Origin of the sequence: Halopiger aswanensis (genome assembly GCF_003610195.1) — an archaeon.
Lineage (GTDB): Archaea > Halobacteriota > Halobacteria > Halobacteriales > Natrialbaceae > Halopiger > Halopiger aswanensis.
Window position 1 is genome coordinate 922,096 of the sequence record NZ_RAPO01000001.1, and the last position, 21,703, is coordinate 943,798.

The window sequence follows — 21,703 nt, forward strand, 5'->3', positions numbered from 1 at the left end:
CGACTGATTGCCCGTTCGTCGTCCGTTTCGAATCGTCCCGCGAGTGCCTTACTCCGTGAAGGTGATCCACCCGTCCGGCGCGTGGGACTTCACGTCGTTCATGGCCTCGCGGGCCGCCGTCCGACTCTCGTAGGTCTGCGTGCTCTCGGCCATCCGCGAGCCGTACTCGTCGACCAGCCGCCACACCCAGCCGTCCTCGTCCCGGTGTAGCTCGAAGGAGACGCTGTCGATCTCGAGGATGCTCGCGGCCTCGATCAGGTCCCGAACCTGCTCGAGTCCCTCGCGGGCGGCTGCGTTCGACTCGTAGGTCTCGGTGCCGGTCGCGACCGGCCGGCCGTCCTCGTCGAGCAGCCGCCAAGACCAGCGGTCGTCCTCGTCGGCGATGAGTTCGAACGAGGCGACGTCGAAGTCGACGCGGCCGGCCATGGGTGCGAGTTGTTTGACTTCATCGATCGTCGACAGCAGCTCTTCTTTCGTCGGTGCGGTGCCGGCTGCACTCGCGAGCACGTTTCGGTCCGCGTCGACGAGATCCCAGCGCCAGGCGTCGGTTCGGGCGCCGCTGGCCGCCTCGCCGCCGTTGCTGTCGCGTTGGACGCGGATCACCGCGTCCTCGATCGCGAAGATCGGCGCAGCGTCCGCACGTTCGGTCAGGGCAGAGACCCGGCCGAGCGCGGTCTCGCGGCCATCGTAGGTTACCGTCGCGTCGGCGAGTTCCTCGCGGTCGCGATCGAGCAGCCGCCAGCTCCAGTCGCCGGTGCCGGCGTCGTAGAGTTGCACCGTCACGTCGCCGATCGTACAGCGCTGGGCCGACGCGGCGGCGTCGCGGACGCTTTCCAGCCGATCGCGGAGTTCGTCCCGCGTCGCCGCGCCGTCGGCGTCGACCGCGACCGTGTCGCCCGACGGCAGCACGAACCGCCAGTGCCACTCCTCGTCGGCGTAGGGCTGGAAGATCGCGTCGTCCATCGTCCGCACCTCGGACTCGAGGTGCTCGAGCAGGCGGTTCATCGCCTCGCGAGCGGCGTCGCGGGTCGGATGCGTCGCGGGATCCTCGGCGACGAGTTTGCCGCCTTCGTCGATAAGCCGCCAGCCCCACTCGTCGTTCTCGTCGACGAACAGCTCGAACGCGGCGGTCTCGATCTCGAGGAGTTCGGCGTCGGGGGCCTGCTCTTTGAGCGTCATCATGGCCTCGGCGGCCTCGCTGCGGCTCGCGTGTTCCTCGCCGCTGTCCGCGAGGACGTTGCCGTCCTCGTCGATGAGCCGCCAGCGCCACTCGCCGGAGTCGGCCTCGTAGACCTGGAAGGCCGCCTCCTCGAACTCGATGAGGTCGGCCTCGCTGGCCTGTTCGCGGACGCGTTCGATCGCCGCCGTCGCGGTTTCGGCGTCGGCGTGGGGTTCGGTGCTCGCGGCGACGACCTCGCGATCGTCGGTGACGAGCCGCCAGTGCCAGTCCTGCGTCGCGGCGCCGTTGCCGTCGGGGTCGGCCCCGTCCGGGGTCGCCGTTCCGCCGTCCGTTGCCGCCGGCTCCTCGAGGACCGGCAGATCGTCGCCGTCGGACGACGACGGCGTGGTCGGGAGCTCCGAGGCGGGATACACTTCGTAGGCCGCATCGTCGATTTCGACGACGTCGGCGTCGCGGGCGTTCTCGGCGAACTGTTCGGTTTCGCGGGTCGTCTCGCCGTGGTCGGCGTAGCTCTCGGGACCACGGGCGACGACGTGTTCGGATTCATCGACGAGCCGCCACTGCCACTCGTCGTCGGACGTGTACTGTTCGTAGGTGGGGTCGCCGGAAACCGTCACGGATGCCGAACTGAGTTCGGCGAGCAGCGTTTCGGCGGCTTCCTCGGCCCCGCGGCGCGTCTCGGCGGTGTCCGCTGCGGTCGCGATGACGGTATCCGTCTCGTCGACGAAGCGCCACGTCCAGCCGTCGCCGGCGTCGGCTTCGCGGAGTTCGACGCCGAAGTGTTCGACGTCCAGTACGCGGGCCTGTTCGAACCGTTCGGCGAACGTGCGGGCGGCTTCCTCGGCGCTCGCCTGATCGTCGTGGCCGCGGTCGCTCGTCGCCAGCACCGTGTGCTCGTCGTCGACCAGTTGCCAGTACCAGCGGTCTCGTTCCTCGGTGTAGGTGAACGCGGCCCCTTCGATTTCGATGATGTCCGCGTCGGGCCCGCGGTCTTTCAGGAAGCTGACGGACTCCTCGGCGCCGTCGCGGTCGTCGAACTCGCGGTCGCAGGTTCCCACGACGCTGCCGTCCTCGCGTGCGAGCGTCCACTGCCAGGTGCCGTCCCGATCCTCGTAGAGCCGGAACGCCGACGTCGTCAGCTCTAACAGTCCCGCGGAGCTGATCTGGGACTTGACGCGTTCGATTCCTTCCCGCGCGTCCGGCCGCGTTGGGGCGCTTCCCTCGCTCGTCGCCAGCGCTTCCCGGTGCAGGACGTTCCACTTCCAGTCGCCCTGCTCGTCCCGGAAGACGGCGAACTGCGCGTCCTCGAGCGCGTCGCCGGTGAGAATCGGCGGGTCTTCGGTCGTCCCTTCCTCCTCGACGAACAGCCCCTTCTGCCCGGTGAGCACGGGGACGAGCGCCGTCACGCCGGTGATAATCGCGATGCCCGTCGTGTAGACGCTGATGACCTCGACGTCGAGCCCCATCCCGAGGTGGCGCCAGTTGTCCGGGTAGACGACGCCGAACGCCGCGACGCCGACGAGCGCGACGAACAACCCGACGACGCTGGCCTGAATGCCGCGTCTGCGCACCGGCAACATCAGTCCGATCCCGAACAGACAGATCGCCAGTCCCGCCGCCGCTGCGACGCCCGTGACCCTGATTATCGGTTCTTCTCCGAAGCTGCCGGCGTAGCCGACGACGAACGCGATGACACCGGCCGCCCCGATGATGTACCCGAGAATGAACAGCCAGTAGCCGTAGACGTCCTTTCCCGAATCCGGTTCCCCGACGTAGTGTTCGTACAGCCGAAACAGGCTTCGGTGAAGTTCACTGCTGAATGACATTCGTAAATTCGAGTACATAACTCGAATGTACTATAATAAAGCTTCGGCCAAGTGTACGATTTGTTACGGATATTCTTGCACGTATTCAGCCTTGAGAACGCGCTACTCGGCCAAATTCCCAGATCTGATAATTGGGTGGCGAAGACGTAACGGAGTACCGACAGAACAGGTGCCGCCGTCCGGTCCTCCGAAAACCATCAGCATACCGGTCGAAATCGGCAGGACCCAGCGAGCGACTGTAGTGCGCCCGCGATGAGGGCGAGGCGGCTACTTCAGCATCGCGCCGGCCGGATGGGTCGCACAGACGGACGGCTCGTACCCGGCGTCGGAGAGTCCCGTCCCGAGCGCGAAGACCGTCTCACCGAGCATGGCCATCGACGCCTGTCCGTCGACGGCCGCGACGTCGCCGATCGTCTCGCTCACGCGCTCGGTCAACAACTCGGCTTCGCGCGCGAACAGCCGCGACGCGTACATGAAGGAGAGCAGGGTCGGCTCCTCGACCACCCGCGACAGCGCCTCCGTACCGGCCTCGGTCAACTGCTCGGTATCGCCCGAGAGGACGTCGGCCGTCGACAGTTCGCCGAAGGAGACGTATTCGACTCGAGCGCGCGCGGGAATCGAATCGAGTTTGTTGTCCTGCGGCCCGCCCGGCTCGAGGCGGATCGGGACGCCGCCGCGAGCCTGTGCAACCACGTCACCCAGGCCGGTGCCCGCCTGCACTTCGGCGCCGTGAGCGATCGTCACGAGTTCGTTCATCGAGAGCTTCCGCTCGAAGACGCGGTTCGCCGCGAGCGCAGTCCCCAGCGCCAGCGCGCCGGAGACGCCGAAGCCGGCGCCCAGCGGGAGGTCCGCAGTCGCCTCCACCCGCGCGGGCGCGTCGAGCGTCTCGAGAACGGTGGTCACTGGGTCGACCTCGATTTCCTCCCCGTCGAGGACGACCGTCGGCTCCGATCCTGCTGCGGGCTCGACCGTCACCTCGACGCCGTCGGTAAGCGTCAGGCCGGCGCCTCGCGAGCCGGCTTTCGTCGGATCTTCGTCCGGATGAGCACTGAAGAAACCGGTGATGTGGCCCGGAACGAACGCCGTCGCCTCGTCGCGCATTACCCGTGATTTCGGTCCGAGCGGTATAACGTTGAAGATTTTTCGCGTCCGTCGCTCGCGGCGGACTCGCAGCCCCCGGCGGACTGTTCCGCTCCCTGAACGTCATCAGTGAGTGAATATCACGGCACCGTATTTGTGTTCGTTCAGTGAAAGCAGAACGTGACCCGAAAGCCCGATTCCACGTCAACGTCGACATCGTCCTCGCTGGGGAGCGACGCCGCCCGGTCCGCGGCGAGTACCGATCGACTCGAGCGCCGCAGTGGCGTCGACACGAGCGACAGCGACGCGTCGGCAACCGACACCGGTGACGAGGCCGCCGACGGCCCGCTCGAGCTTACTGCAGCTGCGGATCAGTGCCGGGCCTGCGGCGAGACGATCGGTCCGCGCGAGCGCCGACTCAGTTGGGTCGTCGAGACGGAGACGGCGACGCTCGAGGCCCACTACTGCAGCGAGGCGTGCCTCCCCGATGAGCCGCCGACCGGATCGCAGTCGGCGGCAGCGAAAGCGGACGCACGGCAAGCGCCCCGCGACTGGTCGTACTGCCGCTGACTGTTGCTCGCCGCGTCTCGCGTCGAGTTGTCGCCGTCTACGCGGCCTCGGTCTCGTTGCCGACCCTGGCCTCGCCCTCGACCCCGTGCCGAATCGTCAACACCGGCACCGGTGCGTTCCGGACGACTCGCTCAGCCGTGCTCCCGAGCAAAACGCGGCTTAGACCGTTCTTTCCGCGCGTCCCCATTACGATGAGATCGATCGACGTATCGCCGGCGTACTCGACGATTCGCTCGTTCGGCGTTCCCTCGAGTACGTGCTGTTCGGCCTCGAGACCCGCCTCTTGGGCCGCCTCGAGAACCGGCTGGGTCACCTCGCTGCACTGGGCGCGTAGCTCGGCCGGTTCGTCGCCGAGATCGCCCATGTCCGCGGGGTCGACGACGTACATCGGGTGGAGAGTCGCGTCGTTCTGGCGAGCGATGTGGAGGGCGTGGTCGATCGCCGACTCGGAACTGGGGCTTCCGTCGGTCGGGACGAGAATTTCGTCGTACATCTGGCGAGCATATGGAGAGTCTCGCCGTAGGGGTTGGGCCGTCACACGAAACGTGCGAACGTGCGGGGCGGATCGGGCCGAGTCAGCACCTCACTCCGTCGCCTCCGGCGCGGGAACCTCCTGGCCGAGATCGGACATCACCGGCGCGGCGGTGACGCCGTGGACGACGATCGAGACGAGGACGGCGAAGCCGACGATCGACCAGACGATCCCCGAGTTATCGAATTCGGCGTTGTTCACGCCGTAGGCGAGGTAATAGAACGAGCCGATCCCCCGAATTCCGAAGAAGGCGATGGCGTTTCGCTCCGGCGGATAGCCGACGAGTCCGAGCAAGCCCGCGACAGGACGCACGAGCAGGACCAAGGCGAGCCCGACGAGTGCAGCCTGCCACGTGAGCGGCGCGAACAGCCCCGTCGCGATCGCACCGCCGAACAGCACGAGCAACACGGCCACCACGAGCCGCTCGACGACCTCGGCGAAGTCGTGGAGTTCTTGATGATACTCGTGATCGCGTTCGAAGCCGCGAATGGCGACCGCCGCGACGAAGACGGCGATGAACCCGTAGCCGCCCGCCAGTTCGGTCAGGCCGTAGGCGATCAGCGTCGCCGCGAGCGCCTCGGCACCGCCCATCGCCTTGGCGAGTCGGGTGCTCGCGGGGTACTGGAAGACGAACTTCGCGAGGGCGTAGCCGAACACCCACCCCACGGCGACCCCGACGACGATCTTGTAGCCGACGTCGACCGCCAGCCACTCGAGGAGCCAGTTGTCCGGCCCGACGCCGGCCGTCGCCATCGCGATCGCGAGGTACGTGAACGGAAATGCGAGCCCGTCGTTGAGTCCGGCCTCCGACGTGAGCGCGAACCGGACCTCGTCGCTCTCGCCCTTCTGGGGCGGATCGACCTGGACGTCGGCGGCCAGCACCGGGTCCGTCGGCGCGATGACTGCCCCGAGCAACACCGCCGTGGGAATCGACAGCCCGACGGCCCACCAGCCCAGCACCGCCGCGGCGGCGATCGTCAGCGGCATCGTGATCCCGAGCAGCCGCCACGTCGTCTTCCAGCGCTTGACCCCCGGCGGCCGGTCGATCTTCAGCCCCGCCCCCATCAACGCCACGATGACGCCGATTTCGGTCAGATGCTCCGCGATCGTCCCGTGTGCGAGCGGATCGGGCGCGGGCAACTCGAGCGGCAGCGAGAAGACGAGGATGCCGAACGCGACGTAGACGATGGGAAACGAGACCGGGCGATTGTCGAGCAGCCGCGGCAGCGCGACCGTGCCGAGCACCGCGACGCCGACGATCACCAGCGCGATCTCGTAGAGGGACACGAACGCGTGTGCGACGACTCGCGGAAAATATTCTCGGGTTGCAATACAAACAGCGCTCGAATTCGGGCCATCGCGGTCCGAACTTACCTGACGATCGTCACCGGAACCGGCGACCGTCGGGCGACCGTCTCCGCGACGCTCCCCAGCAGGAGCCGCGCGGCCCCGTGGCGTCCGTGACTTCCGATCACGACCAGATCGGCGTCCGCCGCGGCGTCGATGATCGAGCGCGTCGGATCGCCGATCCCCGTCGTCGTCTCGAGGTCGCCCTCGTGGGCCGCCTCCTCGGCCAGTTCTTGCGCCCGGTCGAACACTGCCTCGGCCTGCTCCTCCATGCCTCGCTGCACCTCGTCGTCGAATCCGAGCCCGTCATCGACGGTCAGCGTCGTCCCCTCGAGTTCGATGACGTGCAACACCGTGATGTCCGCCTCGGGGTGCATCTCGAGGACGTACTCGAGCGCCGCTTCCGCCGGTTCGGAGCCGTCCATCGGTACGAGGACTCGAGTGGCCATAGGTGACCTACGGTGCAGTGATAGATAGTTATTGGCGCGATGCCCGTCGCCGTCGGTCACCGCGACAGCTGTTCGTTCGGGCGGTTATCGCGTCCGCACTCGAGGCCAGCGCCAAAAAACGATTTCAGTGATCCCGGTTCGCGGCTACGTTGCTATCAGTTACGGCGACAGCCGCTGACGGTCGCGTGGGAACAGCACAGCCTCCCGGATGTTATCGAGCTCGAGCAGCGTCATCAGCAGACGCTCGCCGCCGAGACCGAAGCCGGCGTGGGGCGGCATGCCGTACTTGAACATCTTCGTGTAGTACTCGAACTGGTCGGGGTCCAGCCCCTGCTGCTCGAAGCCCTCGATGAGCTTCTCGTGGCGGTGTTCGCGCTGGCCACCGGAGACCAGTTCCATGCGCGGGTGCATGAGGTCGAAGCCGGTCGACAGTTCCGGATCGTCGTCGTGGTCCTTGATGTAGAACGGCTTGATCTCGCTGGGCCAGTCGGTGATGAAGTAGTGGCCGCCGACGTCCTGGCCGAGCGCTTCCTCGGCCGGCGTCGAGAGGTCGTCGCCCCAGACGAGCTGCTCGTCGAGTTCGCCCGTCGCGTTGATGCGCTCGATGGCCTCCTCGTAGCTGATACGGGGGAAGTCGCCCTCCGGCACCTCGAACTCGTCGGCGATGCCGAGCGCCTCGAGTTCGTCGCCGAAGTTCTCTTCGACGGCTTCGTAGGCGGACTTGACGATACCCTCGGCGACGTCCATGGCGTCCTCGTGGTCGCAGAACGCGCCCTCGAAGTCGATCGAGGTCGCTTCGTTGAGGTGTCGCGGCGTGTTGTGCTCCTCGGCGCGGAAGATCGGGCCGATCTCGAAGACGCGCTCGACGTTGGAGCCGGCGATCAGCTGCTTGAACAGCTGAGGCGACTGGTTCATGAACGCTTCCTCGCCGAAGTAGGTGATCGGGAACAGTTCGGTGCCGCCCTCGGTCCCGGTCGCGACGATCTTCGGCGTGTTGATCTCCGTACAGTCGAACTCGCGGAACTGGTCGCGGACGGCGTTCAGGACGCCCGAGCGGATCTCGAAGATCGACTGGACGTCGTCCTTGCGCAGGTCGAGGGTGCGGTTATCCAGCCGCGTCGAGAGGTCGGCGTCGACCTTCCCCGAGGGGTCGAGCGGCAGTTCGGGGTCGGCCGGCGCGACGACCTCGAGCGATTCGGGCGTGACCTCGACGCCCGTCGGCGCGCGAGGCTCTTCCTCGACGCCGCCGGAGACTTTGATGACGCTCTCGCGGGAGACGTCGAGTCCGGCCTCGACGAGGTCGTCGTCCATTTCTTCCTTCTCGAACTTGATCTGGATCTTCCCGGTCGTGTCGCGGAGAATCAGGAAGGCGATGCCGCCGAGGTCGCGGATCTCGTGGACCCATCCGGCGACGGTGACCTCGTCGCCCGGCTCGGCGTCGGCAGTGTAGGTTCTGTCCTGCATACACACCGATTCACGCAGGCGCAACTTAAGCGCAATCGTTCGGGGTCGCCGTGTCGAGCGGCCGCAGGGCGACGAGACGTCCCGGGACGAACCGAAACAGAACGGAATGCGAGCGACGAGAACGGTCCGATCAGTACGACCTGACGTCCGCCGCCGTCCGCTCGAAGACCGACGGGGTCCGCGTGAGCACCGGTTCGTCGGCTTCGATGGCGATCCCGGCGATCATCGCATCGACCGCGTCGATCGGGTGGTCCTCGCCGTGGAGGCGCTTGTGCTCGTCGACCGCCGTCCGGCCAGCCGGGAAATCGTAGGGTGCCACCTCGAGTCGCTCGACGATCGCGTCGAACTCGGCTCGCTTCGCTTCGGGCAGCCCCTCTCGAATCTGAGCCACCGTTAGCTCCGATATCGCGGCGTCGCGCCAGTCGATATCCTCGAGCGCCGCGACGGCGTCCTCGTCGCCCGCCATGAGGTCGACGACGAAGCTCTCATCAAGCAGCACTATCGTCGCCCTCCAGGAACTGTTCCGTATCGAGTTCGCCGTTCGAGTTGCGAAAGCGCTCGGCCTCGTCCATCTGTCCGTTTATCTCCGCGCGAAACGCCGATAGCTGTGCGCGAACCCCCTCGAGTTCGTCCGCGTCGACGAACCCGACGAGGTCGCGAAGCGGATTCTCGTCGTCGGCTGGCTCCGTGTCGGTCCCCATCTGTGTCCGAGTACGAATGCCCCGGATATAAAGGTTAGACGGCGGTCGGCGAACGACGACACGAGGTGTCCGCGCTACCGCTCGCGGACCGTCATCGGAATCTCGTGTTTCGGCCGCGCGGTGATCGTCGCGCGCAGGTCCAGGTCCGTACCGGGCTCGAGTTCGAGGTGGTAATTCTGGTAGACCGTCGCGAGGATGAGCCGCGCCTCGAGCATCGCGAACCGGTCGCCGATGCAGCGGCGCGGCCCGGCCGCGAACGGGAAGTACGCGAGCTTCGGCAGGTCGGACTCCATCTCGTCGGTCCAACGCTCGGGACGGAAGGCGAGCGGGTCGTCGTACCAGCGCGGATCCCGGTGGACGACCCACTGGTGCATCCGAATCGACGCGCCCGCGGGAATCTCGTAGCCGCCGATGACGTCGGGTTTGACCGCCTCGCGGATGATCCCCGGTACCGGCGGATAGAGCCGCATCGACTCCTTGACGACCTTCTCGGTGTAGGTCAGTTCCGAAAGGTCCCCCATCGTCGGTGCGTCGCCGCCGAGGACGTCCTCGAGTTCGTCGACCAGGTTTTCCTCGACGCTCGGGTTTTTCGCCAGCAGGTAGAAAGTCAGCGTCAGCGACAGCGCCGTCGTCTCGTGGCCGGCCAGCAGGAGCGTGACGACCTCGTCGCGGATCTGCTCGGTCGACATCGCCTCGCCCTCTTCGTCGGTTACTTCGAGCAGTTTCGAGATGACGTCGCGGTCGGTGGGGTTCGCGCGTCGTTCCTCGATGAGTTGGTAGACGACCTCGTCTAAGTTCTCGCGGGCGCGCTCGATGCGACGCCGCGCCGGCGTCGGCACTTGCGGCGGGAGCACGAAGTTCGCGAGGCTCTCCGTAGCTTCCATGAACTCCTCGAGCGCCGAGCCGACGGTGTCGACGTGCTCGTCGATGTCCGTCCCGAACAGCGCCCGGGCGACGATTTTCAGCGTAACCTCCATCATGTCCTCGTGGACGTGTCTGGTCTGGCCGTCCTCCCAGTCCGCGAGTGCGTCCGCGGCGAAGTCGGTCATCATCGTCGCGTACTCCTGAATCCGGTTCGGGTGGAACGCGGGCTGGATCAGGTGGCGGTTGCGCCGCCAGACGGCGCCCTCGCTGTTCAGGATCCCGTTGCCCGTGAGCGGCCCGAGGGTCTGCTGGAATCGGTCGCCCTTGACGTAGTTCTGGTTGTTCTGGACGAGCACCTGCTCGATGTACTCGGGGTGGTTCAACTGGAAGACCGGCCCGCCGGGGTCCTCCCAGTAGGCGATGTCGCCGTACTCGCGGGCCGTCCGGGTCATGAACCCGTACGGATCGCGGAGAAACGCCAACTGGTTGCCGACGATCGGCAAGCCGTCGGGACCGTCCGGACGCTCGTCAGTGATCGCGGGGACGTCGCTGCTCATCACCCGATAAAACGAACCCCGAACCCGTTCGTCTATACCCGAGCATGCTAGGTGTATTTAAGAGGTCGATGGATAGGATCGGTATGAGACTTCGCGATCGATCGGCGGAAAACCGAAACCGACCCGAGCGCTCGAGACCCGTGTCGAGTACTCGCGGGACGGAGGGTTGGCGATGAGGTACGCCACCGTCGTCCTGACCTGGGCCGACGGCCGACTCAACGCCGTCGACGACGCCTTCGCTCGCAGCGACGCGGTCTCGATCGAGGCGATCCGCCACGTGAACGCCGTCGGCGACGACCGATACGTCGAACTGCTCGAGCTTCGGGGCGACCTCAAGCGCGCGCGAGCCCTCCTCGACGACTCGCCGGACGCCCTCGAGTACGACGTCACCGGCGAGCGCGTCCGCGGGGTCGCGTACGTCCAGTGTCGCACCGTCGGCCCCGTCGACGACCTGCTCGCGATCCTCGACGAGCACGAACTCGTCCTCGACTGGCCGATGACGTACGTCGACGCGGGCGACGGGGCTGCCGGCCGCGGCCTCGAGGTGACGGCGGTCGGCACCAGCCGCTCGATCCAGCGCGCGGCCGCGGCCCTCCCCGAAGGGATCGCCCTCGATCTGCGCCGAATGGGCGAGTACGAGCCCGATGACGGCGGGTTCGCGCCGACGTTGACCGACCGCCAGCGAGAGCTGTTCGAACTCGCGCTCGAGGAGGGGTACTACGAGATCCCCCGCGAGACGACCCACCGAGACCTCGCCGCGCAACTCGATCTCGCGGCGGGAACGGTCGGCGAACACCTCCAGCGGATCGAAGCGAAGTTAGCGGGATCCTACGCGGCTTCGGCGTCGCTGCAGTAACAGTTGGGGATCGGCGAGCGACGACCTGACCGCTTTAGTCGAGCGCGGTCTACCGTCCGATATGGCCGAAACGGACGACCGCGACGAAGGCGCCGATGGCGACCTCGAGTCCCTCGCCGACGAGATCCGACGCGCCGGGACGACCGTCGCGCTGACCGGCGCCGGCATCTCCGCGCCGTCGGGCGTGCCCACCTTCCGCGGCGACGACGGCGTCTGGGAGCACTTCGACGAAGGGCAGTTCACCTACGGCCGGTTCCGACGCGATCCCGAGGGCTTCTGGGACGACCGCGTCGATCTCCAGCGAGAGCTGTTCGGAGAAGAATACGAGCCGAACGCCGGCCACGAAGCGCTGGCCGCGATGGGACGGGACGGCTACCTCGAGGCGATTCTCACGCAGAATACCGACGGGTTGCACGGGACGGTCGCCGAAGCAATCGACGACGATTCGGCCGAAAACGGCGACGCAGTGTCCGAAACTGAAGCTCCCCTCCTCCTCGAGCTTCACGGCAACGCGCGCCGCGTCCGGTGTACCGACTGCGGCGCGCGGACCGACGCCGGTCCGGTCTTCGACCGCGCCGCGGACGGCGAACTCCCGCCGACCTGCGACTGCGGCGGGATCTACAAGCCCGACGTCGTCCTCTTCGGCGAACAGCTCCCTGGCGCCGTCATGCAACGCGCGCGGTCGCTGGCCCGCGAGAGCGACGTCTTCCTCGCGATCGGCTCCTCGCTGGTCGTCGAGCCGGCCGCGTCGCTGCCGAAGATTGCAGCATCGGCGGGCGCGACCGTCGGCGTCATCAACCTCGAGTCGACGCCGGTCGACGACGCCGCCGATATCGTCCGTCGGGACGACGTTACCGAGGCCCTGCCGCGGCTACGAAGTCTCGTCGAGAAAGAAAACTGAATCTAGCACTCGCACGGAATTCGGACCGGCGAGCTACGCGCCCGAGCCGGTCTCCGTTTCCGTTCCCGGTCTCGTTCCTGCCGTGCTGGTACTCATGTCCAGATCCGCGTCCACGCCCAACAAATCCCGGATCAGCAACTCCTCGCAGATCGACGGGGGCGTCGGCCGGCCGACGGACCCGCTCGAGTCGATCGAGTGGCCCGTTTCGACGAAGTGCTCGAGCGCGAGCCGCGATCGCTCCTGTTCGGTTGCACCGTCCGTTTCGTCGACGAACCAGTCGCAGGTGTGGCAGAATTTCATTGGGAGTCGGTCTCCGGATCAGTGCCGGACTGTTCGACCGTTATCTCGCCGTCGTCGTGGACGGTTACCCGTTTTTCGTTGTAGGCGAACGTGATGCGGCCGTGTCGGGAACCGCCGCGCCGCTTCGGTTCGAAGAGGGCGTCTAACGCAGCCGTATCGAGGCTGTGGTACAGTGGCGGCGACAGCTCCGTCGGATCGACGCCGTCGTGGGCCGCGATCTCGCGAGCGACCCTGACCGACAGCGGCTCGTCGCCGTCGGGCCGGGAGGACTGTGTTGCCATCACCAGTGTCAGGGGCGGCCTCACTATAAGAATGACGAACAGTATCGTCGGCGGACACCAGCAGAAAAGATGGATTCTGGCTGCTGGCCATGAACGAAAGGGGTCGATGCCGAGCGGCGGGTCGACGGTGATCCCGGTTCGGACCCGACCGAGAGTGCGATCTCGCGTCCGATTGCTACGGCTGCTCCGAATCGGGGTCCGAATCCGATTCGCCCTCGAGTTCCTCGCGCCCGAACCCGTCGAACGGCCGGGCATACTCGTTGCGCAGTATCTCCGACCCCTCGATCTCGAGGCCCAGTGCGTCCAGTTCCTCGGCGATCCGTTCGATCTCCCCCGATTCCATCGCGATGGCCTCGACGTGCAGGTTCCGGGTTCCGGCCAGGAGTTCGCGCACGTTGACGACGCCCGAAATCTCGATGGTTTGTTCGCAGATCGGCCCGCGATCGGCGATGGCCGCCGTACAGATAAACAGGAGGTGGTGTGGAACGCCCGCCCGTTCGTAGTCGATCACCGGTCGGTACTCCTGCAGGATCCCTCGCTCTTTGAGGTCCTGCAGGCGATTGCTCACGGTGCTCGAGGAGACGCCGACCTGCTCGGCAACCTCGTCGTGGGTGAGGCGGCTCCGACTCTCCCGCTGTAGCAGGTGGAGGATCGCCCGGTTGGTCGCGTCGAGGTCCATACCGTTCCAACGGGCGTCCGACGGATGAGTGCCGGCGCTGCTTTTGCTCATCGAGCGATCGGCGTCCCTCGGAGACTCAGTCCGTGACGACGTACTCCTCGACCAGCCGCGCCTGTCCCCGGCGAAGCCGTTCGCTGACGGCCTGTTCGGAGATCTCGAGCGTCTCGGCGATCGTCGTCAGCCCCGTCTCGCGCGGCACGTCGAAAAAGCCGTGTTCGAACGCGAGCGCGAGGGCCTCGCGCTGGGAATCGGTGACGACCGCGTCGTCGGCGTGGGCGCTCGGGCCGTCCGCGAGGCGGTGGAGTTCGAGTTCGACGCCGCGGGCCGCGAGAAACTCGTGGTAGTCCGTGAACGCCTCCCGGTCGGGAAATCGCATGTCGATCTCCCACCGACCGTTCGTGGCCCGTCCGCCCAACAGTTCGCCGCCGACCGATACCCAGCGGCGGTACGCACCGACGACGTCAGTGTCGGCATCGGATTTAGATCGAGATTGGGCCTCGGCCCCTGCCTCCGACTCACTCCGCCTGACCCGAAAACGCGCCCGATCGTTCGTTCGATCGAGTCGGTCGAACGCCGCGACCGTTCCGTCGGCTGCAAGCGTTCGCTCGAGTCGCTCGTGATCGTCGCATCGCATCCGGCAGAAGGCGACCGGCTGGGTCGGGTCGAGCGCGTACTGGCGCTCGAGAACCACATCGAGCGACGGCATCGCCTCGAGCGTCGGCCCGAGAAAGAACTTCGGCGACGCCGCTTCGAACGCCACGCGGACACTCATACCCAGTGATACGTTGGTGGAGGTCCAAAACCGTTTAGGCCGACAACTCGATACCCGGCCGTAAACGGCTAATACCGGGAGGAATTCGGCTTTATCGTCCCACGTATCGACAGTAATATGAAACCGAGATGCGGCGGTATCGCCGCGCAATCAGGCGTCCGACGCGGCTTCGACCGTCTCGCGCACCGCCTCGACGCCTTCGTCGTGCGCGAGGTCGCCGACCACGATCACGTCGGCGTACTGCGCCATCGAGTACGCGGAGTCGTAGTCGTGGATGCCGCCGCCGTAGAACAGCGTCGACTCGTCGGTCGCTTCGCCCGCGGCCGCGACGATTTCCTCGTCGCCCAGCGTGCCCGAATACTCGAGGTAGACGATCTCCTGGCCGAACATGCGCTCGGCGACTTTCGCGTAGGCGGCGACCTCGTCGGCGTCCAGCTCGCAGTCGGCTTCGGTGTATGTCGCGACGTCGGCCTCGGGGTTCATCACGATGTAGGCCTCGGTGGACGTCCGGTCCCAGTCGAGGTCCGTATCGAGGCGGACCCACTCCTTGTGCGCGCCGGTGATCCAGAACGGCGAGCCGGCGTTAAAGACGGTCGGAATGAGGTAGCCGTCCAGCGCGTCGTCCTCGATGACGACGTCCGGACTCGAGGGTTCCTGGTAGAGCGGAACGTCGTGTTCGGCGCAGGCCGCGATGACGTCGGCCATGTTCTCCTCGGTGATCCCCATGGTGCCGCCGACCTCGATGGCGTCGGTCCCGGTCGCACAGAGGTCGCCGTAGGTGACGCCGTCGGGAAGGTCCTTGTCCGGATCGATCTTCAGAATGTGGTTCCAGTCGGCCCAGGGAGCAGTCATACCGCTCCGTTTCCCGACAACCGGCAAAAACGCTACGAAACGGGCGTCGCGTCGGGTTCGCGGGCGGTCCCGACGACACCGCGGCGGCGCTACGGGCCCTCAGACGCCCTGTCCCATCAGGTGGCTCCGCAACACGTCGGCCTCCTTGTTCCCCGAACCCGTGTTGAGGATGACGATCGTTTCGTCGCCGTCGAACTCGCCGCGCTCGGCCAGTTCCCACGCGCCGCTCGCGGCTGCGGCGGCGCTCGGTACCATCTCGAGCCCCTCGTGTTTCGCGACCTGCACGCCGGCCTCGAGGATGTCCGGATCGTCCGTCGCGACCGCGCCGCCGTCGGTCTCGCGCAGCGCCTCGAGGATCCACGGGCTCGCGCCGGGATCGGGGATCTCCAGCCCGCCGCAGATGGTGTCGGGGGTCTCGACGGGTTCGTGTTCGTCCCACCCTTCTTCGTAGGCCTCGACGATGGGCGCACAGCCCGACGCCTGCGCGGCGTACATCGCCGGCAGATCGTCGATCAGACCGAGGTCCCGGAACTCGGTGGCGGCCTTGTACATCCCGACGAGGCCGACGCCGCCGCCGGTCGGGTAACAGATCGCGTCCGGAACGTCCCAGTCGAGTTGCTCGACGATCTCGTACAGCATCGTCTTCTTGCCCTCGTGGCGGTAGGGCGTGACGAACGTCTGGAGCGGGTACCAGTCCTCGTGTTCCTCGCGAGCCTCCTCGTAGGCCGCGCCGGCGTCGCCGATCCGCCCGCCGACGACGTTCATGTCGCCGCCGTGGACGTTGACCATCGCCTTGTTCGTAAAGCCCGAGCGCGAGGGCAGGAAGACGTGCGACTCGAGGCCCGCGCGGCCGGCGTAGGCCGCGGCGGCCTGGCCCGCGTTCCCGGCGGAGGCGAGGACGACGTCGCTCGCGCCGTGCTGGGTCGCGGCCGTCACGGCGACGGTCTGCCCGCGATCCTTGAAGGTCCCCGTCGGATTCCGGCCCTCGTCCTTGATCAGGACGCGCCCGACGCCCAGTTCGTCGGCCAGATTGGGGCAGTCGACCAGCGCGGTCGCACCCTCGTCCATCGTGACGGCCGACTCGCGCGTGAACGGCAGCAGTTCCTCGTAGCGCCACATCGAGTCGAACGGTCGGGATGCGAGGGTCTCGCGGTCGAGGTCGATCGCGTCGTAGTCGTAGGTCGGATCGAGAACCCCGCCGCAGTCCGGACACTCGTGGGTCGCCTCGGCGGCGTCGAAGGTCGCGCCGCAGTCGACGCACTCGAGGCCGTCGAAGGCGTCCGTCGTCGTCAGGTCCATACTCGAGTGTTCGGGGCCCGGGACTAATGGCTGTCCATCGTCGTGCGGGTACGAGCGTCGAACGGTGCTGCCTCGAGTACCGAAAAAACGAGTCCGCTTACGATCGAACCGCACGACCGCGTCGTACTGCGGCGATCAGATCGCCGGCCGTTCCGTCGATGCGTCGCCCTCGTCGTTCCCCATCTCCTCGAGGGGGACGGGGTTGAGATCGAACCAGGCGTGGCCGATCGCGTGATAGGCCGCGACCAGCGCGTAGAACGCGACGATCGCACCGAGCACGACGCCGACGAACGGGATGGCGTTGAGCGCGCCGGTCACGAGCGAGCCGGCGACGACGATCGCGAGCGCGAGCAGCCACGCGACGGCGTAGGTGCCGCTTGCGAGGATCGGGCGGATAGCGCCGACGTCGAGTCCCGCGGCGAGTCGCCCTTCAACGGCGAAGTTCGTGATCGCCGCCGGCACGGCGTAGGCGACGACGAGGACGGTCGCGAACGTGACCAGCCCAGTGACGGCCGCGGCGGCCGCGCCGATCGAGTCGACGGAACCGCCGGCGACGAGCGTCGCGATGCCGGCCAGCACGCCACCGACGACGATCGGTACGAGCGAGTAGGCCAGGAGGATGACCGTTGCCTTCGCGCCGTCGATCAGCATTTCGCCCCAGTCCTCGAACCGCGGTGCCTCGTCGTCGCCGTGGGTCGTTCGCTCGAGGACGCGGACGACGTACCCCCAGACGAGAAACAGGGGGAAGAGGAGGAAGCCGAACAGAAGCATGAGTCCGCCGATAATGCTCGTCTTCCACATCTCGTCGCTGCGCGTCAAGTACGCTAGTGAGTCAGTTAGCATGGGTATCACCTCGACCGTCTGCAGTCGCTCGCGGCCTGAGTAATGTATTATACGACCGACAACTATATAAACGTTCGTCAGGCCTGCTTTCGGGACGTTCACGGCCCGTATGAGGAATATTTGGAATTGGGGGGCGGATAGTGACAGAACGGCGAACTCTCTCGAGACGACATTCGAATTCACTAGTCGACAACGGAGAACGCCCACCCGCTGAGAAGCGGCTCTAATCTGAGACGAGAATGGAGCGATGCGACTCGAGAAGAGACGGCACGGAAGCAGGGGTAGAATGTCCGTTACGAGTCGCAGAGCGATCGTACGTTCAGTTGTCGCCGGCCTTCGACTGCCACTCGTAGTCGCGGCGCTTAGACGACTTGCCGAAGCCGCACGACGAGCATTCCTTCTTCTTCACGTGGTAGGACTTCTCTCCGCAGCGACGACACTTAACGTGGGTCGTCTTGTTCTTCTTTCCTTGGCTCGGGGTTCCTGCACCAGTCATGGAGTGATCGAAACGACGTTATCGCCGCGTATAATGGTTGTGTCTTCGACCGGCGTCTCCTCTTCCATGCCACCCTCGACGGGAATCGTCGCGTCCTCTAACACGAGATTCATGTGCTGATCGTAGCCCGTGAGCTCGCCGACGTACTCGTCACCGCTCTTGAGCCGAACAGTGACGCGTTCGCCGAGCGACGCCTCGAGGATGTCCAGCGGTCGTCCACTCATACAAAAGAGGGCAGGTGACGGACACTTAATCGTACCGGTCCCGTTTCCGTCTCGCGGGGATCAATGGCTGCCTACGCTGGCGACCCCTAATGCGAACCAACCAAACGGCTAAGTGGACACTCGTTGACCACCCGAATATGGGAGACAAGAAATTCACTCTCGTCGAGTTGCATCTGGACGGTAATCCGCAGTTCGGGCCGCGGACGATCAGCGAAGTGCTGCCGTTCGGCGCGAGCGAAGAGTCGGCCGAACTCGAGGGGGACGTCGAAACAGTAGACGAAGAAGACGACGACGCTGCCGCGGCAGACGAAGACTCGGGTGGCCCCAGCGCCGTCGGCGCGCTGGTCGCGCTGGCACTCCTCGTCGCCGCCGGCGTCGCGGTCAAGCGCTACCGCGGCGACGACGAGGAGGAGTTCGAAGAGGAAGAACAGCCCGACGTGATCGTCAACTAACCGGATCGACAGAACGCTTTTGCGTCCGCTCGACGTACCCGTATTCGTGAATCTCTATCGCAGCGCCCGGGCCGTTGCCGGGGCGTCCGGTGACGATGCGATCGACTGGCGCTCGGCCGCCGAGGCCGCCAAGGCCGCCACCGATCCCGGCTCGATCGACTTAGAGCCCGGCGAGGCCGAGGCGTACGCGAGCGACGTTCGCGACGCCCGCGCCGGCGTCCGGTCGGTGTCGGGACTCGAGTTCGACGTCCCCGAAACCGTCGAGATCCAGAACCGCCACCACTGGATCGACGCCAACGTCGCGACCTTCGAGCGCGTCATGAGCACGCTCGAAACCCACGCCAACACCGGTACGTTCCCCGGCGTCGCCCGAACGATCAACACGGGGACGATGACCGTCATGCTCTCCTTCCTCGGGCGGAACGTCCTCGGCCAGTACGACCCCCTCCTGCTCGCCGACACGCCCGCCGACGAGCACGCGCTGTACTTCGTCCGGCCGAACATCCTCAAGGCCGCCGAGTCCCTGGAGGTCGATCCCGACCGGTTCCGCCGCTGGATCGCCTTCCACGAGGTGACCCACGCCGCGGAGTTCGGCGCCGCCCCGTGGCTCTCCGAGCACCTCGAGCAGCGCATGGAGGAGGGGATCGCGACGCTCTCGCAGGGCTCGTTCGACCGCGAGGCGTTCCGCGACCTCGACGCGGCGATGACCGTCGTCGAGGGGTACGCCGAACTGCTGATGGACCACGCCTTCGACGACGAGTACGAGGACCTGCGCCGCAAGTTAGACGAGCGCCGACAGGGTCGCGGTCCGCTGCAGCAGCTGTTCCGTCGCCTGCTCGGCCTCGGTCTCAAGCGCCGCCAGTACGAGCGCGGCAAGGACTTCTTCGAGTACGTCGTCTCCACGCGCGACCTCGAGACGGCCGCCGTAGTCTGGGAGGGGCCCGAATACCTGCCGAGTCACGACGAACTGGACTCGCCGGAGCAGTGGCTGCGACGCGTCGAGCGATAACGCACACGTCCGATTTTACGACTCCAGCCTCACCCGCGATACCACCGTTTAGCGGACGATCCAGTACAGATACCACAACAGCGCACCGCCGGCCACCATGCTGGCGACAGTCACCGCACCGACCGCGGCCAGCGACGCGTCCCCCTGCAGTGCCATCAGTCCGCCGGAGAGGCCGACCAACAGTACGAATCCGGCACCGAGCCGTCTGCGACCGGCGATGTCGGCGCTTCGCTCTTCCTGCTCGCGGGCCCCTCGTCGCCCCGCCCGATCTCGTCGCCGCGGCCGGCGACTCGAGCCACGCGCGCGGTTCGAGTCGTTCGCGCCGCTCGAGTTGCGGTCGCGTCGTCGGTCGTGATTGTGATCGCGATTTCGGTCCCGGCTCATGGTCACAGGTCCTGCGGTGCGCTGACGTGCATCGATGTAAACAGCCAGTCGGGGTCTGGGTCGGTTTCGGTCGCCCTCTCGCCAGCGCTGTCTCCGGCGGCCGACGCGTCGTCGGCCGGCACCAGCGATCCGCTCCAGCGCGAGTCGAACCGGTGTCGGGCGCCGCTCTCCGTCTCCCTCCAGGCCATCGTCACTTCGTCCGCGAACGTGGCGAACGCCTCGCGCTGGTCGACGACGAGATTCGAACTCTCGACCGACCACTCGTCGGTCGTCTCGGTCTGCGATCGCAGCGCCTCGGCGACCGCGTCGGAGCCGAACAGCGCCTCGCTGATCCCGAACTTGACCGTCGCATCGGATTCGCGGAAGTACGGCTCGAGGGGCTCGCCCTGCCGGAGCGCGTCGTAGTAGTCGCGGACGACGTCGGCGGCGCCGGTAGACATTGGTGTTGGTGTATCCGTGGGAAGCCGCTCCTATAGAATCATCGGACGCAGTCGCAGGCGACCGGCGTTTAGAACTCGCCCCGAATGATGTCGGCGACGCGCTGCCGGTCGAAGAACTGTTCCGCCGCCGGAAGTTCGGGATACGCGCCGTCGACGTACGCCGGCCACTCGCCGAAGGTATCGGGGTAGAGTTGCTTGGCGGTCATCTCCAACTGGAAGAGGTTGAGAATGGGGCCCTGATACCGTGCGCCCTGCGCGTAGATGCGGTCGTTCTGTACCGCCGTGAGTTTCTGTCCGACCGGATCGTTCTCGAGTTCCGTTCGGATGCTCGCCATATCGGTGTCGGGGTGCATCCCGCCGAAGGAGATGATCACGTCCGGATCGGCTTCGATCAGCGTCTCCATGTCGATCTGCGCTCCCGAGGACACGTCGTCCCCGAACGCGTCGACCGGCTCGAGCGGGCGGATGTGGGCGGTGAGGTATCCCGGGGTATCCACGTTGTAGACGTAGGGTTCCGTCGGTGTAGAGAAGCCGCCCATAACGACGGTCGGCCGCTCGGATTCGGGCGGCAGGTCCGCCTCGATGGTCGCGAGGATGTCGTCGTGGATCGACGCCAGCGCCTCGTATCGCTCTTCTGCCCGAAACACCTGTGCGACCTTCTCGAACTGCTCCCAGAGGGTGTAGTACTCGTATTCACCGGCGTACTCGTCGGGCGGCGAGAGATGCCTGTTGCTGTAGTGGTTGCCGAACCAGGGGGAGATGTTCTCGCGGATCTCGTCGACGTCGGACTGGTTCCACCCGTCGAGTGCGAGGACGCTCGCCGGATCGGCGAGGTGGACGTCGCTGTCGAGTTCGTAGAGTTTCTCCGGGTCGGGATTCCACGAGGAGTAGCGCCCGCTCCAATCGATCGAGACGCCCGGGAGTCGCGGGGTAAACTGGTTCCAGAGGTCGTTGTAGTAGTCCGGCGCGTGCAGCGCGTTCACGTCGTTGCCGCGTCCGAGCGCGAACGCCATCCCCGCAAGGTGGGTCAGGCGGGTGAAGATCGTCTCGGGGACCTCGTCGAACTCGACCTCGCCCATCGGCGACATCGATACCGTGTACGACTCGTCTGCGATCGTGCCGTCGCTCGAGGGCGACTGCGACGACTCCGGCGACTCCGAGGTCGTCGCGTTCGACTCGTCCCCTTCGTTACTCGTACAGCCGGCGAAGAGCCCAGCACCGACGACGGTGCCCCCGTACTTCACGTAGTCTCGTCGGGTCGGCGTCCGCGGCGTTCTCTCGTCTCGAGCCATGCGAATTAGGCTGACCTAAAAATATAAAACGGTTCCGGAATGTAGGCGAGGTT

The 21,703-nt window shown here is 66.4% G+C and carries 26 protein-coding genes; 5 read left to right on the forward strand and 21 right to left on the reverse strand.

The annotated features are described in order from the left end of the window. Positions 1–48 precede the first annotated feature (48 nt). Together ATJ93_RS04475 and ATJ93_RS04480 are read right to left on the reverse strand one after the other, a co-directional pair. Complete coding sequence (locus ATJ93_RS04475) at positions 49–3,006, reverse strand: YegP family protein (protein ID WP_120243401.1); 2,958 nt, start codon at positions 3,004–3,006, stop codon at positions 49–51. 267 nt (positions 3,007–3,273) lie between these two features. Further along, entirely contained in the window at positions 3,274–4,107 is an 834-nt protein-coding gene (locus tag ATJ93_RS04480; RefSeq protein WP_120243402.1) for a pantoate kinase, read from the reverse strand. A gap of 159 nt (positions 4,108–4,266) precedes the next feature. Here ATJ93_RS04480 and ATJ93_RS04485 point away from each other — a divergent pair, with 159 nt between their 5' ends. Next, entirely contained in the window at positions 4,267–4,656 is a 390-nt protein-coding gene (locus tag ATJ93_RS04485) for a DUF7576 family protein (protein ID WP_120243403.1), read from the forward strand. 37 nt (positions 4,657–4,693) lie between these two features. On the opposite strand, the gene ATJ93_RS04490 is transcribed toward ATJ93_RS04485, so the two are convergent. The 7 genes from ATJ93_RS04490 to ATJ93_RS04520 form a co-directional block, all read right to left on the reverse strand. After that, positions 4,694–5,149: a universal stress protein gene (locus tag ATJ93_RS04490; RefSeq protein ID WP_120243404.1), complete on the reverse strand. Its 456-nt coding sequence runs from the start codon at positions 5,147–5,149 to the stop codon at positions 4,694–4,696. A gap of 90 nt (positions 5,150–5,239) precedes the next feature. Then, positions 5,240–6,475, reverse strand: coding sequence for a cation:proton antiporter (locus ATJ93_RS04495; RefSeq protein WP_120243405.1), 1,236 nt, complete (start codon positions 6,473–6,475; stop codon positions 5,240–5,242). Positions 6,476–6,558: 83 nt separating this feature from the next. Further along, positions 6,559–6,984 carry a universal stress protein gene (locus tag ATJ93_RS04500; protein ID WP_120243406.1) on the reverse strand — a complete coding sequence of 142 codons (426 nt, stop codon included), beginning with the start codon at positions 6,982–6,984 and terminating at the stop codon, positions 6,559–6,561. Positions 6,985–7,143: 159 nt separating this feature from the next. Further along, a complete protein-coding gene (gene aspS, locus ATJ93_RS04505; protein ID WP_120243407.1) occupies positions 7,144–8,448 on the reverse strand; it encodes an aspartate--tRNA(Asn) ligase in 1,305 nt (434 codons plus the stop codon). Positions 8,449–8,578: 130 nt separating this feature from the next. Continuing rightward, the gene (locus ATJ93_RS04510) at positions 8,579–8,947 is read right to left on the reverse strand and encodes a PIN domain-containing protein (RefSeq protein ID WP_245977505.1); all 369 of its coding nucleotides are present in this window, start codon (positions 8,945–8,947) and stop codon (positions 8,579–8,581) included. After that, complete coding sequence (locus ATJ93_RS04515) at positions 8,937–9,149, reverse strand: hypothetical protein (protein ID WP_120243409.1); 213 nt, start codon at positions 9,147–9,149, stop codon at positions 8,937–8,939. Before ATJ93_RS04515 ends, ATJ93_RS04510 begins: the two co-directional genes overlap by 11 nt. A 74-nt stretch (positions 9,150–9,223) precedes the next feature. After that, on the reverse strand, positions 9,224–10,570 hold the full coding sequence (locus ATJ93_RS04520; RefSeq protein ID WP_120243410.1) for a cytochrome P450: 1,347 nt from the start codon (positions 10,568–10,570) through the stop codon (positions 9,224–9,226). A gap of 172 nt (positions 10,571–10,742) precedes the next feature. On the opposite strand from ATJ93_RS04520, the gene ATJ93_RS04525 reads away from it, so the two are divergent. Further along, on the forward strand, positions 10,743–11,426 hold the full coding sequence (locus ATJ93_RS04525; RefSeq protein WP_120243411.1) for a helix-turn-helix domain-containing protein: 684 nt from the start codon (positions 10,743–10,745) through the stop codon (positions 11,424–11,426). A gap of 61 nt (positions 11,427–11,487) precedes the next feature. Beyond that, on the forward strand, positions 11,488–12,327 hold the full coding sequence (locus tag ATJ93_RS04530) for an SIR2 family NAD-dependent protein deacylase (protein ID WP_120243412.1): 840 nt from the start codon (positions 11,488–11,490) through the stop codon (positions 12,325–12,327). Between the two features lie 33 nt (positions 12,328–12,360). On the opposite strand, the gene ATJ93_RS04535 is transcribed toward ATJ93_RS04530, so the two are convergent. From ATJ93_RS04535 to ATJ93_RS04575, 9 genes are all read right to left on the reverse strand, one after another. Then, a complete protein-coding gene (locus ATJ93_RS04535) occupies positions 12,361–12,627 on the reverse strand; it encodes a hypothetical protein (protein WP_120243413.1) in 267 nt (88 codons plus the stop codon). After that, positions 12,624–12,908, reverse strand: a complete 285-nt coding sequence (locus ATJ93_RS04540) for a HalOD1 output domain-containing protein (RefSeq protein WP_120243414.1) — start codon at positions 12,906–12,908, stop codon at positions 12,624–12,626. The genes ATJ93_RS04535 and ATJ93_RS04540 overlap by 4 nt, the downstream gene beginning before the upstream one ends. Positions 12,909–13,083: 175 nt before the next feature. Beyond that, the gene (locus ATJ93_RS04545; protein WP_170155515.1) at positions 13,084–13,587 is read right to left on the reverse strand and encodes an Lrp/AsnC family transcriptional regulator; all 504 of its coding nucleotides are present in this window, start codon (positions 13,585–13,587) and stop codon (positions 13,084–13,086) included. Between the two features lie 76 nt (positions 13,588–13,663). Then, positions 13,664–14,359: a helix-turn-helix domain-containing protein gene (locus ATJ93_RS04550; protein ID WP_120243416.1), complete on the reverse strand. Its 696-nt coding sequence runs from the start codon at positions 14,357–14,359 to the stop codon at positions 13,664–13,666. 150 nt (positions 14,360–14,509) lie between these two features. Next, on the reverse strand, positions 14,510–15,211 hold the full coding sequence (locus ATJ93_RS04555; protein ID WP_120243417.1) for a phosphoglycerol geranylgeranyltransferase: 702 nt from the start codon (positions 15,209–15,211) through the stop codon (positions 14,510–14,512). 99 nt (positions 15,212–15,310) lie between these two features. Beyond that, a complete protein-coding gene (locus tag ATJ93_RS04560; protein ID WP_120243926.1) occupies positions 15,311–16,504 on the reverse strand; it encodes a threonine synthase in 1,194 nt (397 codons plus the stop codon). A gap of 141 nt (positions 16,505–16,645) precedes the next feature. Continuing rightward, positions 16,646–17,353 carry a DUF4013 domain-containing protein gene (locus tag ATJ93_RS04565; protein ID WP_120243418.1) on the reverse strand — a complete coding sequence of 236 codons (708 nt, stop codon included), beginning with the start codon at positions 17,351–17,353 and terminating at the stop codon, positions 16,646–16,648. Positions 17,354–17,672: 319 nt separating this feature from the next. Continuing rightward, positions 17,673–17,849 (reverse strand): 50S ribosomal protein L37e, encoded by a 177-nt coding sequence (locus ATJ93_RS04570; protein ID WP_120243419.1) that lies wholly within the window; start codon positions 17,847–17,849, stop codon positions 17,673–17,675. After that, on the reverse strand, positions 17,846–18,073 hold the full coding sequence (locus ATJ93_RS04575; RefSeq protein ID WP_120243420.1) for an LSM domain-containing protein: 228 nt from the start codon (positions 18,071–18,073) through the stop codon (positions 17,846–17,848). The genes ATJ93_RS04570 and ATJ93_RS04575 overlap by 4 nt, the downstream gene beginning before the upstream one ends. A gap of 137 nt (positions 18,074–18,210) precedes the next feature. Between ATJ93_RS04575 and ATJ93_RS04580 the strand changes: the two genes are divergently transcribed. Beyond that, positions 18,211–18,525, forward strand: coding sequence for a hypothetical protein (locus ATJ93_RS04580; RefSeq protein ID WP_120243421.1), 315 nt, complete (start codon positions 18,211–18,213; stop codon positions 18,523–18,525). A gap of 46 nt (positions 18,526–18,571) precedes the next feature. Beyond that, entirely contained in the window at positions 18,572–19,534 is a 963-nt protein-coding gene (locus ATJ93_RS04585) for a zinc-dependent metalloprotease (RefSeq protein ID WP_120243927.1), read from the forward strand. 48 nt (positions 19,535–19,582) lie between these two features. Here ATJ93_RS04585 and ATJ93_RS04590 read toward each other — a convergent pair whose 3' ends face one another. The 3 genes from ATJ93_RS04590 to ATJ93_RS04600 form a co-directional block, all read right to left on the reverse strand. Then, positions 19,583–19,918 (reverse strand): hypothetical protein, encoded by a 336-nt coding sequence (locus ATJ93_RS04590; protein ID WP_120243422.1) that lies wholly within the window; start codon positions 19,916–19,918, stop codon positions 19,583–19,585. Positions 19,919–19,920: 2 nt separating this feature from the next. Beyond that, on the reverse strand, positions 19,921–20,358 hold the full coding sequence (locus ATJ93_RS04595) for a DUF3225 domain-containing protein (protein WP_120243423.1): 438 nt from the start codon (positions 20,356–20,358) through the stop codon (positions 19,921–19,923). Between the two features lie 68 nt (positions 20,359–20,426). Continuing rightward, positions 20,427–21,650, reverse strand: a complete 1,224-nt coding sequence (locus tag ATJ93_RS04600; RefSeq protein ID WP_120243424.1) for an ABC transporter substrate-binding protein — start codon at positions 21,648–21,650, stop codon at positions 20,427–20,429. Positions 21,651–21,703 lie beyond the last annotated feature (53 nt).